Below are 16,447 nucleotides of genomic sequence, written 5' to 3'. Positions count from 1 at the left end.
CATTTTGATGGCGAGCATGCTAACAGGCTTATTTGGCGGGATACATCCGCTTTTAATGATAATTTCGCATGAGTATAAATGATGCGAATGGGCCTGAAACTGTCTTCTTAAGTTCCATTCTTTTTGTGTCGTAAGTGATTACTGCCTGCTCAACCGGGCTTATCACTCATTGGCATCAGACGAAGCAACTATTGGACAGGCATGAAAACGCGTAACGAAGACATTCTCTATTTTTCTTCTGACAAACTGGCGGCGCTTGGGCTGGAGAGTCTTTTGTCCACGTTACCTTGCGCGGGACAGATACATGAATTGTGGTCTCTTAGCACTGTTATAGCTCAGTGTGAAAAACTCAAACCGCGATTACTGGTATGTATCTTTCATGAAAACATGCCCCTCGCAGGGACATTAAAGGTGCTTTACGCCTTACAGCAGCAATTCCCCGCGATGCAAATGCTGGTGCTTACGCGACGCTTGTTACCGCTGATGCATGCGCTCAGTCGTTATCTGCCTTCGCTCACTGTTTTGGATTTAAAATCCTCGCGCCAAATGCTTTCCAGCCGACTGCTCACCAGCATCAATACCCATGCCCAGGTACAGTTATTAGAAGGCGCGGATATTATTCTGCCCGACCGGCAATTGCGGGTGCTCCTGATGATGGCGTGGGGGTACAGCATGGAACACATCGGCATTCGCTTAGGAATTAGTCACAAAACGGTTAATGCACACAAGCTCAATGCACTGACGCGGCTGCAGATCAAAAGCAAGAATGATATGGCCGATCTGTTTATGGTGATTGATGAACTGCGCATGTTGGTGAGTTGGCTGCGCTTGCAGGGTAACGGTAAGTTAAGTGAGCTTAACTTTTACTCGCTTGAAGAGTTACTGGAAGCCTAAAAAGAAAAAAGCGTGCTGGCAACCAGCACGCGAACGCATCTTTTCAGATGCCCAGAGCCCACCATACAGACTTGTTTTTATTATCCGTTTCTTGCTCGCACGTTAGCGAAACTTTTCAGGCTAAAACGGTATTCTGGCTGGAACCAGGAGCGACCGTAGTAGCAGTAGATCAGCATTCTGATGGATACCATCGCGAGGTAGCCCCAGATGGCGCACAGCACTGAAGGTGTCAGCCACACGGTAAACAGTGTGACGCCCAATCCCACCAGTACAGAAGCTATTTCCGCAAAAGCGATGCGCGAAAATTGGTTTTCCCGCTGTAATATGGCGCGATAATGTTGTCCCTGCGGAATAATGATGAAAATGACCGACATCATCTCCAGCATGATTGCCATTTCGGGCTGATTCATTATACGACTGGAAATATCGCTACCAATAAACAGTGCGGCAAAAATGGCCAGGCCGCTTAATACATTTCCCCAATATAATATTGAGAGATCGCTGTTATTCAGGTTTTTACTTCTAATAATTCTATTGCCAAATCCGCGATCGGCCAGCGTATCAATAATTAATAACATCACAATGGCAATGGCGAGTAGATCTAACTCGTTTGCCTGGAGTATTTGTGCCAGAAGTGAAAGTTGTAAAACACCAATGCCGACGATTTTAATCGATGACAAAATTGACCATTTAGTGTTAGCCAGATTTTTTTCTCTTATCGCCATACTCTGCTCATTATGGTACATGTACCAGTGCAATTAAGGGTTTACCCTGGCCGTAGGCCAAAGCACAGCTCACATTAATGCAGCGTTTCCTGACGCAGCCCTGATATACCTTTCAGGTTTTGCCACGTAAAGATGCTTTCAATTAAATGATGTTCTGAATTTATTAAGATGCCCCTGGCGCTTAATGGTGTTGTTGTCTTAATGGTATCTCCTCCTGTGCGGAGGAAATCCGTAAGATCATTATAAAATCCCTTTGCGTTTATATATTCCCCGGCCAGCATCCGCCTGGCAATCTCAACGAATTCTTTTTCTGACAACAAAGGATAGGTTGAGCGATCCATGTTATTTCCCTGCTGTTGTTATTATGGTTACTGCTGTGTGTGAATGAGTTATACCGTGTTTTAATTAAATTAACACCATCAGAAAACTCCTATAAATAGACCACAGGAATAAATGGTTTCAGAATTTGCATCAGAATATATAAGGCGAGTGATTTACTATTTATTAGTGCTTTTCTTCATTCCAGGCTGATTAATCAAGAAGTGTTCGAGGCAATTTGAAAAAACTTCGATAAATCAGAGTGACTCAGCATTTTCATGCGCATCCTCACCAGGAATTTTCCTGCTGAGGATGCTTAAGCCGGGCTGGTGAATAACAGATAAACACGAGAAGGTTTGAGTGAAACAGTTAAACGCTACTGAGCAAAAAAGTAACCGATTTTTATTGATTGATTCCAGCATGCGTTAAAGAGGCGAGCGCTGCATAATCCATTGATTCTAATGAGTTAACAGAAGGAGGAGCTGTTCCAGGTCGCGTTTTACCCATGCAACATCCCCCGCAAACTTCTCGTCAGACATGAACGGTTGACGGTAAACCACCATCACCACTTCCGCACCTTGCTCGTTAGCAATCACCCGCATCGGCATATAAATCTCTTTACCGTTTCCGGTATCAATCCAGTGATCCATCACGCCAAACGGATTGTGTGGGGTAAAGCGAATCTTCACCGTTCCCTCGGGGCCTTTGGCTTTCCAGATGTTCCCTTCCTGCGTCAGCGTACTTGCGCTCAGCCCGCTCGCCCATTTTGCAAAGCATTCAGGTTTCCAGATGGTTTCATACAAATCTAACCAGTTGCGTGGAACCGTGAGTGTGACTGTCTGAGATGGCAGCATGGAACCTCCTAATGAGCAAACAAGAAGTCATTAAAGCACGCTGATACCGGGCTGCAAACGGCCCGGTCATGGAAGTGTGGGACAGCAGCGGTTTCCGTGAAAACGCTGTAATCAGATAAACTTGCCGCGCCCCTGAATATCCTGCTCTTCGCCCGCACCATCAGCATGGCGCAACACAAAGCGATCGGACTGCGCAACCACCGCGCAGCTGTGGTTAGGGAATATCCGCAGCAGCGCACCAACGGCTGGTGCCTGTTCAGCGTATTGCAGGAAGCCATGCTCTTCCGACAGCTTCAACACTTCATAGTGATTGCCTTGCTCATCCACGGCGATACCAAATCCGCTGGCATTGGTGCCATGCGGGCCTTTGTCAGAGCTAAGCATTTTGGAACCGGCATCAATAATGGCGAAGTGCGGATTGACGGCTACCACACGCGTCACCACGCTCAACGCCAATGCATCTGGCGTGCAGAGACCCAAACGCCATGCGGTGAGATCGAGCAATGCGTAATTGCCGGGACGGATTTCATCGCTGCCCTGTGCGACGGGCGCTGCCAATGCCGTTGGCGTTGAACCGACAGAAATCGGGCAGTGCGCAAAACCGGCGGCAATCAGGCGCTTTTGAAGATCCTGCATCAGTGCAATTTCCTGCAAGGCTACTTCTGCAATCGCCGTGGCGTTACCTGCGCCATACGCGTGACCAGCATGTGAAACTAGTCCGGCAAAAGTGAGGCCCGCATCCTGAATCTGCTGCGCCAGCGTAATGGCAGCATCGCTGTGCGGATCAACGCCGATGCGATGTAATCCCACATCCACCTTGATGGCTAACGCCAGCTTACAATCGGGCTGGCGCTGATGTGCAGCCGCTATTGCCGCCACGCCATTGGCGCAATCAGCAATGCAGGTAATGCGCGCCTGATGCTGTGCGGCCACCGCCAAAAACTCTTTCAGTGTTTCGGCATGCACAATAGGATAAGCCAGCATCAGATCGCGTTCGCCACCCAGAATAAAAGCGATGCCTTCACTCGGCTTAGATACGGTAATGCCGCGCGCGCCGAGCATGCGCTGCTGCTCAGCAATCCAGACACTTTTATGGGTTTTGATGTGAGGACGTAGCGTGACGCCAGCGGCATCGGCTTTTTGCTGCATCTGTTGCAGGTTACGCTGCAGGCGCGCGGCGTCAATTTCGAGGTAAGGCGTCAGTCGATCGGCAATCAGAGGCCGCAACCAGCCAGCCTCAATATTCTGTTCCATCATAATAGTCCGCAGGTGATTACACAGTGCGGACTATGATTCATCAATGCACGGCAGAATGCCAGCCGGCAAAACCTGCACATTCCTGCGTAGGGGCGCCATTCATGGCGACCTTTTCAAACTTGAGAGCTGCCGCTCTGGAATCCGCCGCCCAAATCCTCAATCAACACTACCGCAAGGTTAATCTGTTGTGCCTTCAGCGTTACCAGTTTCTGGTCGGATTCAATCAGCTGATTTTGAATGGTTAATACATCCAGATACGGACGCAGGCCCGCCGCGTATTCGCGATGCAAATCATCCCACGCACTGTGAATCAGCTGGTTGGCGCTTTCCTGCTGCGCCAACTGATCCTGAATCGACTGCAGCTGCGTGATGGTATCGCTGATATTACCTAATGAACCGATCAGCAGCTTATTGTACTGCGCCACCGCCAGATCCCAGTTGGCGTCGCTCTCGGCTAAATCAGCGCGACGTTTGCCCGCGTCAAAGATCGGCAACGACAGGCTCGGGCCCACGTTAAAGAAACGACTTGGCGCGCCAAGGAAGGCATCACCGAGCAGTGATTTGGTGCCGGCTTCAGCCACCAGATTGATGTTGGGATAGAACTCGGTTTTGCTGGCGGCGATTTGTTTCGATGCCGCTTCAACGCGCCAACGCGCGGCCACTACATCAGGACGACGTCCCAGCAGTTCTGCCGGGATGGCGTTTGGCAGCATGGCGGCGACCGGCACATTCATCTGCGCCGGTTTTAACTGGTGCCAGTAATCCGGGCCTTTACCAATCAATGTCGAAAGCTGAATACCGGCATCGGTGACATCTTGTTTGGCTTCAGTCAGTCCGGCTTGCGCCGTTTTTTGCTGCGACAGCGCCTGCTTATATTGGTAATCGGAAGTGAGTCCGGCGCTGACATATTGCTGCTGAATGTTGGCGATACCCACAGCACGTTCGAGATTCTGCTGTGCCAGTTCGGCATTATTCCAGGCGAGATTAAGGTTGTTCCACGCTCGCGTCACGTTTGCGGCTAAGGTTAACTGGCTGGCCTGACGATCTAGCTCGCTGGCGCGTGCTTGCCCCAGCGCGGCTTCAGCGGCATCTTTTTTGCCGCCCCACAAATCGAAGGTGTAGCTCAATCCAACGTTAGCGGTACGCAGCGTACTGTAGCTTTTGCCCTCCAGCAGCGGATCATCCACTTTTGCCACGCGCGAGCGCGTAATGCCAGCGTTGAGATCGACATCCGGATAGCGCTCGGCATCGGCGGCAATCACCTGTGCATTGGCTTTATCCGCCTGCGCGTTGACCACCTGCAAATCCGGGCTGGAAGCCATCGCATCATTAATCAGTCGATTGAGTTGAGCATCGTTAAAACTTTGCCACCATTCGCTCTTCGGCCAATTCGCGGCGCTGAAGTGCGCATCTTTTAGGGATTGATTGGCTTGCAGAGTGTTGGCATCAAGCAGGGTGTTTTTGGTGTGTAAGCCGTGTGAATTGGCACAACTGGCCAGCAGCGCAGTGGCAACGGCTAGCGCGAGAAATTTGCAATGAAAGTGCTGTGTCATGGTTCTGGTCAAAGAGAGGAGGAGGCGACCATTACAAGAGGCAGGACAGATTTTGACAAACCTGTTTTTCGTTAAGAATGGTTGTTAAATGTGAGTAGAGAAAATGAGCAGCAGGCGAAAACCTGCTGCATCAAGAGATTAGATATAAAGAGACGCTTCACCCGGCGGGCGGGTTTTAAAGCGACGGTGCAGCCACAGGTATTGATCGGGTGCACGCAGAATTTCTTTCTCGATAACGCGATTCATGTAAGCAGCGGCGGCGGCCTCATCTTCATACGGATAATTTTCCAGTTCAGGCTGAATGATCAGCTGATAACCGCTTTTATCCTGATTGCGAATCAGCACGATGGTTAACATCGCCGGTTTCGCCAGACGAGAAAGCACGAAAGTGCCGTTGGTGGTCGCCGCTTGTTTAACCGCAAACAGTGGGGCAAACACGCTGCCTTTCGGGCCGTAATCCTGATCCGGTGCGAACCACACCGCTTCGCCTTTTTTCAGCGCCTGCACCATGCCGCGCAAATCGCGGCGGTCGATCATCGCCTTATTTGAGCGCATGCGACCTTTGGTCTGTGCCCACTCCATCGCCTGATTGTTGTGCGGACGATACATCGCCATCATTGGCTGGCATAAACCGGTAATGCGGCCACCCAGCTCCAGCGACATGAAGTGCACACCAATAACCATCACGCCGCGCTGGTGGCTTTGCGCGTGCTGCAAATTTTCGAGTCCGCTGACTTTGAAGTAGCGACGCACGCGTGCATCGGACCAGAACCAGGCAATGCCTGTTTCTGCCAGCGCCATTCCCAGTGATTCGAAGTTGCCGGCGATCATCGCTTCTTTCTTCTCTTCATCAATATTAGGGAAGCACAGCTCGATATTGCGACGAGTGATGCGTTCGCGACGCTTTAGGAAGTGACGCGACAATTTGCCAGCGCCCGCACCAAGCCGGATCAAAATGGGGTAAGGAAGTTGCACCAGCAGCCACAGCACACCTAGCCCAAACCAGGTAAACCAATAGCGGGGATGCAGAAGTTTGGAACGGAACTGCCTGGATTTCGTCATAACGCCTTCATGTCGGGAGAAAATGTATCGCACTAAGAAGAGAGTCCATGAGTTCCTGGCGGTACAACTGTTCTAATTACGACCAGTAGATTAACAAATAGTGCCGTCAAAGAAACGCGATCTCCACAATCTTTAAGATTAATGGAAATCATTGATGAGGCGACTATTAGCAGGTTAACGACCATCTACCAGATATTTAAGATGATTAACAATGGGTTAAACGGCGGACATCGAGCAATTTTCTCATGCTTTTTCGCCGCTTAAAACTGCGGTTGAAATGTTTTTATAATATTGCTGACACTTTTTTTACCCTAAGCGCCAAAAAATGGCATCTATACGACCCGGCTTAAATTCTTTAAGACAAGTCCTGCCTTCGTTAATGGTTGATCTCAGTTATCTTTCCCGCACAGAAAAACATGCTGCTTAAAAAGTTCGATAAATCAGCATGTCAGGGAATGAGTAACAAAATTAACAAGGATCACAGCATGAAACTCAGCACTGCGACTTCAGCTTTACTTATCGGATTCTCCCTCTTTAACGCACCAGCAATGGCCGCTGATGATAGCGGACGTGTCACCTTTACTGGACAGATTGTTGATGGCGATTCACCTTGTTTAATTGGCTACGCCGACAACGATCGGGCGATTTCTCTGTCTGCCACTAAAACCAGCGCGATTTCATTGAAGGTTAATCGCTGTGGTGTTGAAACCTTGCATGGCATTACCGCTTCTTTTAATTCATCAAATGCCAACACAATCGCAATCAAAAACAGCCGCGGCCAGTTGATGAATGCGACACCACGTAACCTCGCCTTAAGCCAGCAGCGCACACTGGATTTCACCGCCAGCGCGGCATCATCTGGCATCACCCAGCTAACCCTTGCTTATCAGTGAAGGTTCGACAAAACGTTCATCGGCTGGGAACAATTGTCTGGCGCGCTGGATAAGCTGAGATTTACGAATCTGGCTCTGCTGCGCATCGGCAATGCGAATCAAGGTGTAATAGATATTGGCATCGTTATGCACCGTTACGTAGTTATCCGCCCAGATTTTAAAGGCCGCTAAGTAGCGATAATCCTGCTTGAGAGTGAATTGCTTCAAATCCAGCATATGCGAATCGTAAACGTAGCGATCCCACTGCGCATACGGATTAATCAGCTCATGCATCTCAGCGGTGTCGCGAAATCCGCTGCGTTCAGCACGCGTCAGCACATTATTGGTATGCAATCCTGTTACCGCGAACACCACAATGGCGCTGGCAATAAAAGTGGTGACGCTGCGTCCCACAATCTGCACTGATGGCCTCAAGGTCACTTTTTTCAGCACCGATTCTGCGATCGTCAGCCTGATCAGCAGCAGCAGCACCAAACCGTGCGCAGCAGATTGATACAGCGGATATTCAAACAGCGTGTGTAGCGCGATGGGCAATGTCAAACACCAGAGCGGGAACGCGCGATGACGACGTAATCGACAACCGCTTATCGCTAATCTCAGCCACGCCAGCACCAGCAACATGCCGCCAATCAGCGCCATAATCCCGCCTTCAATCCACAGATAGAGTATTTCATTATGCGGATGAGTCGGCGTGGGGCCGGCTAGCGGGCCGTCAGGCGAGTGCTGAATCAGATACTGCGTAAAGGCGTGTTCGAAACCGCCCATTCCCCAGCCCTTTAGCGGATGCTCTGCCACCATTTGCAGTGAATGTTTCAACATCTGCCAGCGCAGCATGTTAGAGGTGGATTTATCCACCAAGGCTAACGCGGGTTTGCCCTTAAGCGGGGTGATCATCTCGGTAACTGATTGAGGCAGCGATTCATGATGATGCGATTTCACGATGGTTAGCCACGTCGCAATCAATAACAAGACTAAAGGCGCGCCGATAACGATGATGCGCGGGGTTTGTCTATGGTGACGAAAATGGAATAAGAGCAGCAGGGTGACCGTCAATGCACCCAACCAACCGACGCGCGATTGCACCGGAATAATGATGATCAGCAGCAGCAGCATCGCCAATGCATTAACGCTTCGCACCCAGCTATGGCGTGTGGTGATCAGCAGATACAGCGCAATACCAAAGCCGGTGGCGAGGAAGCTACCGAGCAGGTTGGTTTGCTGAAAATTGCCATAGGCGCGCGCCACCGTAAACGGATATTCCATCCTGTTATCGGCATCAAACACCCACAGTTGCATTAGCGCCAGCAGTGCTTCTATAACCGCAGAGGCAACAATCAAACCTAGCAACAGGCGTTTCTGTCGCCGACTAAGCGATATTTGCAGCAGTGCCAGATACACCAGCGCCGCCACCGCATAGCCCAATACCGCAGGCAGCGCGTTGGCGCGCCAGGCGGCGGAAGGTGTCCACAGCACTGGTAGACTTAAAAGCAGGCAGCCGAGCAAGAAGAATTTGATGCCGGGAGAAAGCGTCAGTGTTTCCTTTTTGACACTGAAGCTAATGAATAAGATCAGTACTCCTAACACGCCAAGCGTGACGATATTTTGTGGTAAACCTAGACCGTGTCCTCCCATGTTTGGGATGTAAAAATGCATTACTATTATTAGGAATGCCCATGCTATGGAAATTATAATCTTGCTATCGATTTCTTCTGATTTTATTATTTTAATCATGATAAATGAACAATGTTCAATCAATTAAAACGCGAATTGTTCCTGCTCCTTTAAAAGGGCCGGGTTCCACTGCACCATGTTTCACCAGAACGGATGAAATTTTTATCGGCGTTGCAACAGCAGTTTGTAGCTGGACGCTAATATCATTAGCGGCATCCTGGTCATTGATTAACAGCGCTGATTCTAAACTTCCATCTGGCCTTAGCACGATCTTTTTGCCATCTGAACCGTTTAACGAAACTCTGGCGCTCACATTATCGTTACATAAAAGGTTTAATACGCTGTCTACTCGATGTGTGTCTAATTCTGTTTCAGGAAGAGAACCGTGATTTAATGCTAGATTTCCACGAAAAACACAGTTAACAGTGAACGGTGGCGGAAATCCACATCCAATATTTGAACCGGGAATTGGGCTTGCATTCCTAACGGAGGAGTGATGAAATACGAATGTAATACATAAATCTAATCCGCTACCGCCAGCTGCATCATGCGAGCCATTAAATGGTATTGAGCCCCATGTTTCACGCCATTTTTTCCCTACCTCCCCTAAGGTCTTGAGACCTTCTGTATTATATTGCATTTGTAATAGCACTTGATTAGCTGTATTAGGCTTGACGTCCACAAGTGCAATACCAACTGAGCAATCTGGTTTTGTATCGTAGAAACAAGGGTTTGGTGTTGGATCGTTTAGGTCCCACTGATTAAGTGTATAATAATACATATATCCATAAGATATAGGCTCTTTTTTTGTAATTGTAACTTTCATTACCGCATGAGAATTGAAAGCGATAAATACTAGAGTGAACAAAAGATGATATTTTTTTATCATGATAATATTATCTGAGAATTTTTTGAGGTTGTTAGTTGTAATTAATAGATAAATGAAAGATCGCAAAGATAGATCCAGAAATAATGCTTCTATCTATTAAAGATTCATTGCTGGCTGATATATAGGACTGCAAATTAATTTCATTCTTACCCTCCTTTAACGTCTTCCAGGGAGACAGGATGTTGACAGGTAAAAAATCCCCCTGAGAGGATTCAATACCAATGGCAACACCCTTAGCGCTACTGCTGGGATCAAGCATTATGAGACCTGGCTGTTCGATATCTTCAATGCCTGTAAACATAATTGAAAACGCATCACCCAACGATAAGTCACAGTCCATCAAATGCAGCGTGAATGGTTTGCCGAGTGTGCGCTGGTGGCTGTAAAGCTGTTTATTAACGATAGTGCCAAAATCAATTTCAATCGCGGTATCTTCCGGCGCTAACGAACACGGTTCTTCAACTAAGGTTCCGCTAAAACGCATTTCGGCGTCGGCGTGCACTACTGCGGGTTGAATCATTACGAGTAGTGCAATAACAAACGTGGCTTTCATCATTACTCCAGGCTAATCATTAGTGTCGCCAACCCGGAAAATGTACCGCCGGTCAGTTGACTTTTCGGACGTTTAACCGGAACGGCGAAAAAGGCGGGTAACAGTTGATCATCAATTGGTAGCGTCTGGTTAATCTCAATCGGCATGTCGTCTTGTAACAGTCGAATACCAAGATCGTTCATACCAGTGGCAATCGCGGCCTTATCAAAATCGGTTGGTGTACCCGCAAACATCAAATGCAGTAAATTGCCGGGTGATTGTGAACAGGTAATTTCTAATGGCATCGGTTGACGATAGCGTACGCCGTCAACCTTATTCACACCCACCGCCTCGCCAAAACTTACGTCAGTGGGTTTACCATTGTTCACGCTGCAATTAATGACCTGCAAGGTGCCGCGCAGGCTGATCTCTGCGGCGTGCAACGGCGCGAGCATTGAAATGCTTGCGAGGCAAAATGCGCGCATTAACATTTACTGTGGCTCAACCAGTAATTGTGCACTGGCAGTAAAGGCGCCACCGGGAAGAGAAGCGCTTGCCTCTTTAATCGGCACGACATTGAGATCCACGCTGTCATTATTTTTGTGGCTATACGCTTTATTCAACTCAATTGGCGTGTTAGAGCTGGCATCAAGAAACTGAATGCCCAGTCCTGGTACATTGGTGACCAGTGCCGAGGGTTCAAAAGATGATGCGGTGCCGACAACACTGAAATTCAAATCGCCGCTATAATCTTGGCTGCAAGCAACCTGCAGCGGTACCGCTTGAAGGTAGTGTTCGCCATCAATCAAATCAGTCACCACTTCCTCACCAAAATCAATATCGATCGGTTTTTCATCGCCAATTTTGCAAGTAAGGTTAATCAGCGTACCGTGCAACGTCATATCGGTGGCAGCAAAACTAAGTGGTGAAAAAAGCAAACTCAGCATCATGCCTATTGTTAACATAAATAAACGCTTCATTGAAAACTCCTTAATGAACTTCAACCGACAGTGTCGCGACAGCAGTAAAGTCACCGGCACTTGGATTGATGAGTGTATTTTTGATGGGAACCGCTTTTAGCTCCATAGATTCACGCCAATTAATTGGCTGTAAAGCATTAAGTATTTGCACTTTTTCATTAATTAATAATTGAATGGCCAGGTTGCTATCGTTGGTAGCAATCGCATCACTATTAAATGATGAAGAATTAGCCTTGATCATAAGATCCACCTCACCACTAAATCCGTCAGAGCAAGTGATATTAAAGGGAACTGTTTTCGCAAAATTAATGCCATTAATCTGCTGTATCACGACATTATCAAATTCAATATCTATCGCTTTATTTTCATTGATCTGGCAAAGCGGAGCAGAAACCTCTCCCGACACTTCAAAGGGAGTGTCAGCAATAACTCTCACTCCGCGTTCTGATGGAGTAAGCCCGTTTGCCATCGCACTACTGATCGACATGAATAATCCCAACGCGATGAGACATTTCATTGCGTTATTCGCTTTTCTGATTATCAACACGGCAATCCGCTGCGCTGCAATTGAAACTCAGCGTCGGCCGACCGCCGTAGTCGTTGATATACGTCAGTACTGGATGCGCACCCATAACGGCGGCATTGATGCCCAGCATGGCGTTGCTTTTTGGCTCGATCATCAGCGGCTTAAAGTTGCTGTTTTTTTGCGCCTCTTTATTCGCACCAGCGCCGACTAAAGTGATGTAGTAAGGCGTTGGGTTATGCACCTGATAACCCTCGCCTCGTTTTGTCAGCGTCAGCTGATTTTGCCACGGTGTGGCATCATTGCTGGATTTCACCGCAATCGCTTCCGGGCGATAAAACAGCTTGATGTGCGTCTGCAGGGCAATCTGAAGCACATTGGCTTTATCACTGCGTGGCGGAATCTCACGCAGGTTGAAATAGAACAAGCTTTCACGATCCTGCGGCAGCATCTTCACCGCAGGCAGCGCCTGAATTTTGATGGCGCTTTTCTGACCTGGCTCGACGCGTTGCACTGGCGGCAGCACCAACAGAGGCGAATTCACCTTGATGCCCTGCGCATTCTCCAGCCAACTCTGCGCCAGATACGGCAGCGTTTTATTTTCGTTACCAATGCTCAGGCTTATCGATCGCTCGCTGCCGTTATAAATCACACGCGTGCGATCAAGAGAAATGGCTGCCAGCGACTGCTGTGCGGTTAGCGCGGTTAGTATTAGCCCGGTCCAGGTGATAACTCGGTGATTCAGTTTCATAACGTTTACTTTCTCATTCAGATAGTTGGGATAGCGGCACTGCGCTATCCGTTATTACTCAACGCTGTCGATACACGGCAGCAGTAAATTGGTTTCGCCCATTGCATCCTCGGGCAGCACATTCGGCAGTGAAATCGTGCACTGTGTTTTTCCGCTCCACTTAACGTCCATTTTGGTACCGGGATTGACGCCGCTTAGCCATACGTTGCCGTTGTCATTCACGATGCCTGTTTCGCGCCCTTTGCTCAGCACGCTGGCACCAAATGGCGGGAAGCTGCCATCGGCGCGGCGAATCACTGCCATCAGTTTTTGTCCGGTGATCACGCCAAAGGTGCGGTAGCCAATCGCACCTTCGGTTAGCGTCACTTGGGTAATCGGGCGTTCGGCCTCGACGTTGTCGGCCAGCTTGTTGATATCAATGCTGGCCTGATTGCGGTAATAGCTGTTTACGTCGGCGATTAGCGCTTTGCCAAACATGTTGGTATAGGTCACTGCGCCGTTGCCCTGCACCGGCACGCCGCTTACGCCTTCGGTATCCACCATCAAGCGCGTGCCGCCGGCAAAGTTGGTGCGATGTAGTGCCGCGCCTTGTGCCGTGGCCGTTACGCCACCCTGAGCAGAAAAACCAGCCGAGCGATAACCGCCACTTTGATAGCTGGCACTGGTGTTGCTTTGCATATAGTTACCGGTGTGACTGTAGAAGCCGCTGAACGTCGGTGAAGTCCCGCTGCTGGTACTGGTACTTACCTGATAGTTATTGCGCTCATCGACACGGTCATACCAACCAACATTCTGCGTGGTGCCGTAATCGCCATTCTGCGCGCTGTAATTGATCGAGCTGGAGCTGCCAAACGGCACGTTTAGGCTGAGATACAGGCTGTCGTCAGTTTTGCCACGCAATTGAGTCCGATACGCCGACAAGTTGACGCTCATGTTTTTGATATTGCCGAGGTCGAAATAGCGCGCCAATGACATATTCCAGCGGCTGGTAGCAGGGCGATTCCAATAGGTTTGATAGTTGTAGTTGAGGAACGCGCTTAATCCGAGCGAGCGGAACTGTTTGTTCAGCGTCAACGAATAGGTTTGCTTGCTGCTGCCACGATTGTTGCCGCCTTCATCGTTTAACAACGCATCGAGGTAGCTGCTCATCGACATAAAGTTACGCTGGGAGAAGCGATAACCAGCAAAGGTAACCTGAGTGTCGTACTCTTCGAAACGCTTGGAGTAACTCACGCTGTATGAGCTACCAATTTGTTTACCACTGCGCGGCAGTTCGGCGCGCGATTGTGTGGCGCTAAAGGAAATTGCACCCAGCGCCAGCAAATCACGGCCAACGCCCACCGATAACGCATTATATTTCCCTGCCGCAACCCCGCCACCCAACAGTGACCAACCATTGCTGATACCCCAGGAGAACTCACCAGTGTGCATCAAGGTGCCATGCGGATGGAACTGCTGGTCGGCTGGCTGCCCAGCGGAGACTTTGTAACGCACCTGACCAGGGCGACTTAGGTAGGGAATGCTGGCGGTATCTACCTGGAATTGCTGCGACGAGCCATCTTGCTCTTCCACTTTCACATCCAGTGTACCGGACACCGCCTCGCTCAAGTCTTGAATCAGGAACGGACCGGGGGCGACCTGGCTTTCATACAACACGCGACCCAACTGACTGATAGTGACTTTGGCGTTAGTACGTGCCACGCCACTCACTTCCGGCGCATAACCGCGCAGATTGGGCGGTAATTGACTGTCATCCGACGTCAAACTCACGCCGATATAGCGTACGCTTTCGAAAAGATCGGTGGCGAGATAGTTCTGACCAACCATCAGTTTGGCGCGCCACGCTTTGATTGCGCGGTAGGCGTAATATTGGCTCCAACTCATCTGCTGAGTGGTACCGCGCGGATTGCGGCTGTAGTGCGCCTGCCAGTCAGCGCGCACTCGCCACGGACCAATGTTGGCACCTGCAATGCCATTGCCGCTGCCACTGGTGGAATCTTCATCACGCTTGGCATCGGTATAGTTAAGGTTAACGTTGTAGTCGAACAGCACACCGGGAATGCCTTCATCCCAGCGTGAAGGCGGATCCCAATCTGGCGCGTTATATTCCAGATAGGCTTGCGGCACGCTGATATACAGTGCTGAGCCGGCTAAATCACCACGCACTAGCGTACCCGGCAGCGATATGAGATCGGCGCACTCTCCGCTATGCCAATAACTCACGTTGGCTAAAGAATTGGGTTTTAAGCCGAGCTGCATCATTATTTCTGGCGTCAGGCAGGCAACGCTATCTTTAGGATCGTTATCGGGTGGCAGGAAATTAATTGGCATTTCTGGTAATTCAGATTTATTAACATGAACCACCAGATCATATTGGCCTGGCATAATAAACCCGGCACGCGAGAACTGAGTTAAATCGATATTGTCGCGATCGCTGACGTCGAGATTATCGAGATTAAACTCGACCTTTTGCGCCCAGACAGAATGCAGTCCCGCTGCTGGTAATGTCAGAAAAATAGCCAGCGCCAACGGCGTTAAACGCGTGCGCTTATCGGTTATTGTTCGTTGTGTTTTATTTTCTGACATAAATAATCTTTTTTACGTTGTATCATATAAAGGCATGCGAAAAATTCGCATGCCATCTATAAACGTCAATCCGGGATTATGGATAAACCAGATTGAAATCAACTACGCTCTGGAATGAACCCGGCACGATAGTGGCTGATGCGCCGTCACCCTGTAGATAAGCAGAGAATGATAGAGTGTTATTACCGTTTGCCAGGTCAATATCCGTTGGTTGACCCATAGTAATCAGTTCACCAGCGCCATTAGTTAAACCAATGCTTGCACCTTCAGCTGAACCCGTCATACCGATTAACGCAGGGTTACCTTTAGATGCCATACCGGTGAAGGTGATTTGTGCAGTATTGTCACCTGCTGCTAAGTCACAGTTTTCCAGTTTGATAGCGAATGATTTTGGGCTGGATTTTCCGCTGTCTTGCAGTTGTTTATTAGAAATCTGACCAAGGTCAACAGTTTGATCAATTGTTTCTGGGGTAATTGAACAAGGTGCATCAATGATTGAACCTTTAATAGTTACACTGCCGTGGCCTTGATCAGATACCGCAGCGCTTGCTGCACCAGCAGCCATTACCAGACCAAAACCCAGAGCCATAGCTAATTTATTCAATTTCATGTCAACTTCTTCCTGTATGTATTAAAACCGCGGATAAGTTCAATGCAGTATTGCGACGCTATTTAATGTATGTGCAATACAGCTGATCTTTAAAAGATTGAATCTTTGTTTAGTGCTTCGCCTGCTAATGATTTTCGTCATTAAATAAACGAAAGTCATCGGCGGGTTGAAGTGGGACGAATTATCAGGAAGAGATAACGATCTGTCAAAAACGGCTATGTGAAAGCTATGAATTAAAATCAAACCTATGTAAAACAATGCTTTTATTTTTCATTTAATTATAATTTTAATATGGTCTTGTTTTTTTCTTTGATTCGTAGTGATAATTTTAAGCTTCTTTCCAGCTAAA

Annotated in this window: 17 protein-coding genes; 2 read left to right on the top strand and 15 right to left on the bottom strand. The window is 48.7% G+C overall.

Annotated elements, in window-relative coordinates; genetic code table 11:
* Window positions 1-201 precede the first annotated feature (201 nt).
* Window positions 202-894 carry a LuxR C-terminal-related transcriptional regulator gene (locus NR302_RS19275; RefSeq protein ID WP_008109763.1) on the top strand — a complete coding sequence of 231 codons (693 nt, stop codon included), beginning with the start codon at window positions 202-204 and terminating at the stop codon, window positions 892-894.
* Between the two features lie 80 nt (window positions 895-974).
* On the opposite strand, the gene NR302_RS19270 is transcribed toward NR302_RS19275, so the two are convergent.
* From NR302_RS19270 to lpxP, 6 genes are all read right to left on the bottom strand, one after another.
* Complete coding sequence (locus NR302_RS19270) at window positions 975-1,619, bottom strand: oligosaccharide flippase family protein (protein WP_154194915.1); 645 nt, start codon at window positions 1,617-1,619, stop codon at window positions 975-977.
* 74 nt (window positions 1,620-1,693) lie between these two features.
* The gene (locus tag NR302_RS19265) at window positions 1,694-1,960 is read right to left on the bottom strand and encodes a hypothetical protein (protein WP_008109761.1); all 267 of its coding nucleotides are present in this window, start codon (window positions 1,958-1,960) and stop codon (window positions 1,694-1,696) included.
* Between the two features lie 435 nt (window positions 1,961-2,395).
* The gene (locus NR302_RS19260) at window positions 2,396-2,791 is read right to left on the bottom strand and encodes a polyketide cyclase (protein ID WP_258144208.1); all 396 of its coding nucleotides are present in this window, start codon (window positions 2,789-2,791) and stop codon (window positions 2,396-2,398) included.
* 111 nt (window positions 2,792-2,902) lie between these two features.
* On the bottom strand, window positions 2,903-4,045 hold the full coding sequence (locus NR302_RS19255; protein ID WP_258145222.1) for an alanine racemase: 1,143 nt from the start codon (window positions 4,043-4,045) through the stop codon (window positions 2,903-2,905).
* Between the two features lie 116 nt (window positions 4,046-4,161).
* Window positions 4,162-5,601 carry an efflux transporter outer membrane subunit gene (locus tag NR302_RS19250; RefSeq protein WP_258144207.1) on the bottom strand — a complete coding sequence of 480 codons (1,440 nt, stop codon included), beginning with the start codon at window positions 5,599-5,601 and terminating at the stop codon, window positions 4,162-4,164.
* Window positions 5,602-5,739: 138 nt separating this feature from the next.
* Entirely contained in the window at window positions 5,740-6,663 is a 924-nt protein-coding gene (gene lpxP / locus NR302_RS19245; protein WP_008109757.1) for a kdo(2)-lipid IV(A) palmitoleoyltransferase, read from the bottom strand.
* A 485-nt stretch (window positions 6,664-7,148) separates the two neighbouring features.
* Here lpxP and NR302_RS19240 point away from each other — a divergent pair, with 485 nt between their 5' ends.
* Window positions 7,149-7,556 (top strand): hypothetical protein, encoded by a 408-nt coding sequence (locus NR302_RS19240; RefSeq protein WP_258144206.1) that lies wholly within the window; start codon window positions 7,149-7,151, stop codon window positions 7,554-7,556.
* Here NR302_RS19240 and NR302_RS19235 read toward each other — a convergent pair.
* The 9 genes from NR302_RS19235 to NR302_RS19195 form a co-directional block, all read right to left on the bottom strand.
* Window positions 7,536-9,029 carry a PglL family O-oligosaccharyltransferase gene (locus tag NR302_RS19235; protein WP_258144205.1) on the bottom strand — a complete coding sequence of 498 codons (1,494 nt, stop codon included), beginning with the start codon at window positions 9,027-9,029 and terminating at the stop codon, window positions 7,536-7,538. The genes NR302_RS19240 and NR302_RS19235 overlap by 21 nt on opposite strands.
* Before the next feature lie 274 nt (window positions 9,030-9,303).
* A complete protein-coding gene (locus tag NR302_RS19230; protein ID WP_258144204.1) occupies window positions 9,304-10,182 on the bottom strand; it encodes a hypothetical protein in 879 nt (292 codons plus the stop codon).
* Window positions 10,148-10,672: a fimbrial protein gene (locus tag NR302_RS19225; RefSeq protein WP_258144203.1), complete on the bottom strand. Its 525-nt coding sequence runs from the start codon at window positions 10,670-10,672 to the stop codon at window positions 10,148-10,150. The genes NR302_RS19230 and NR302_RS19225 overlap by 35 nt, the downstream gene beginning before the upstream one ends.
* The gene (locus tag NR302_RS19220) at window positions 10,672-11,103 is read right to left on the bottom strand and encodes a fimbrial protein (protein ID WP_258144202.1); all 432 of its coding nucleotides are present in this window, start codon (window positions 11,101-11,103) and stop codon (window positions 10,672-10,674) included. Before NR302_RS19220 ends, NR302_RS19225 begins: the two co-directional genes overlap by 1 nt.
* A gap of 36 nt (window positions 11,104-11,139) precedes the next feature.
* Complete coding sequence (locus NR302_RS19215; RefSeq protein WP_258144201.1) at window positions 11,140-11,628, bottom strand: fimbrial protein; 489 nt, start codon at window positions 11,626-11,628, stop codon at window positions 11,140-11,142.
* Between the two features lie 10 nt (window positions 11,629-11,638).
* Window positions 11,639-12,115: a fimbrial protein gene (locus NR302_RS19210; protein WP_258144200.1), complete on the bottom strand. Its 477-nt coding sequence runs from the start codon at window positions 12,113-12,115 to the stop codon at window positions 11,639-11,641.
* A 34-nt stretch (window positions 12,116-12,149) separates the two neighbouring features.
* On the bottom strand, window positions 12,150-12,902 hold the full coding sequence (locus NR302_RS19205; RefSeq protein WP_258144199.1) for a fimbria/pilus periplasmic chaperone: 753 nt from the start codon (window positions 12,900-12,902) through the stop codon (window positions 12,150-12,152).
* Between the two features lie 54 nt (window positions 12,903-12,956).
* Entirely contained in the window at window positions 12,957-15,488 is a 2,532-nt protein-coding gene (locus NR302_RS19200) for an outer membrane usher protein (protein ID WP_258144198.1), read from the bottom strand.
* 76 nt (window positions 15,489-15,564) lie between these two features.
* Window positions 15,565-16,098 (bottom strand): fimbrial protein, encoded by a 534-nt coding sequence (locus NR302_RS19195; protein ID WP_258144197.1) that lies wholly within the window; start codon window positions 16,096-16,098, stop codon window positions 15,565-15,567.
* Window positions 16,099-16,447 lie beyond the last annotated feature (349 nt).

The sequence above is a fragment of the Pantoea sp. SOD02 genome, assembly GCF_024707505.1.
In the GTDB taxonomy this organism is placed as follows: domain Bacteria; phylum Pseudomonadota; class Gammaproteobacteria; order Enterobacterales; family Enterobacteriaceae; genus Pantoea; species Pantoea symbiotica.
This window is presented reverse-complemented; position numbering and strand designations above follow the sequence as displayed.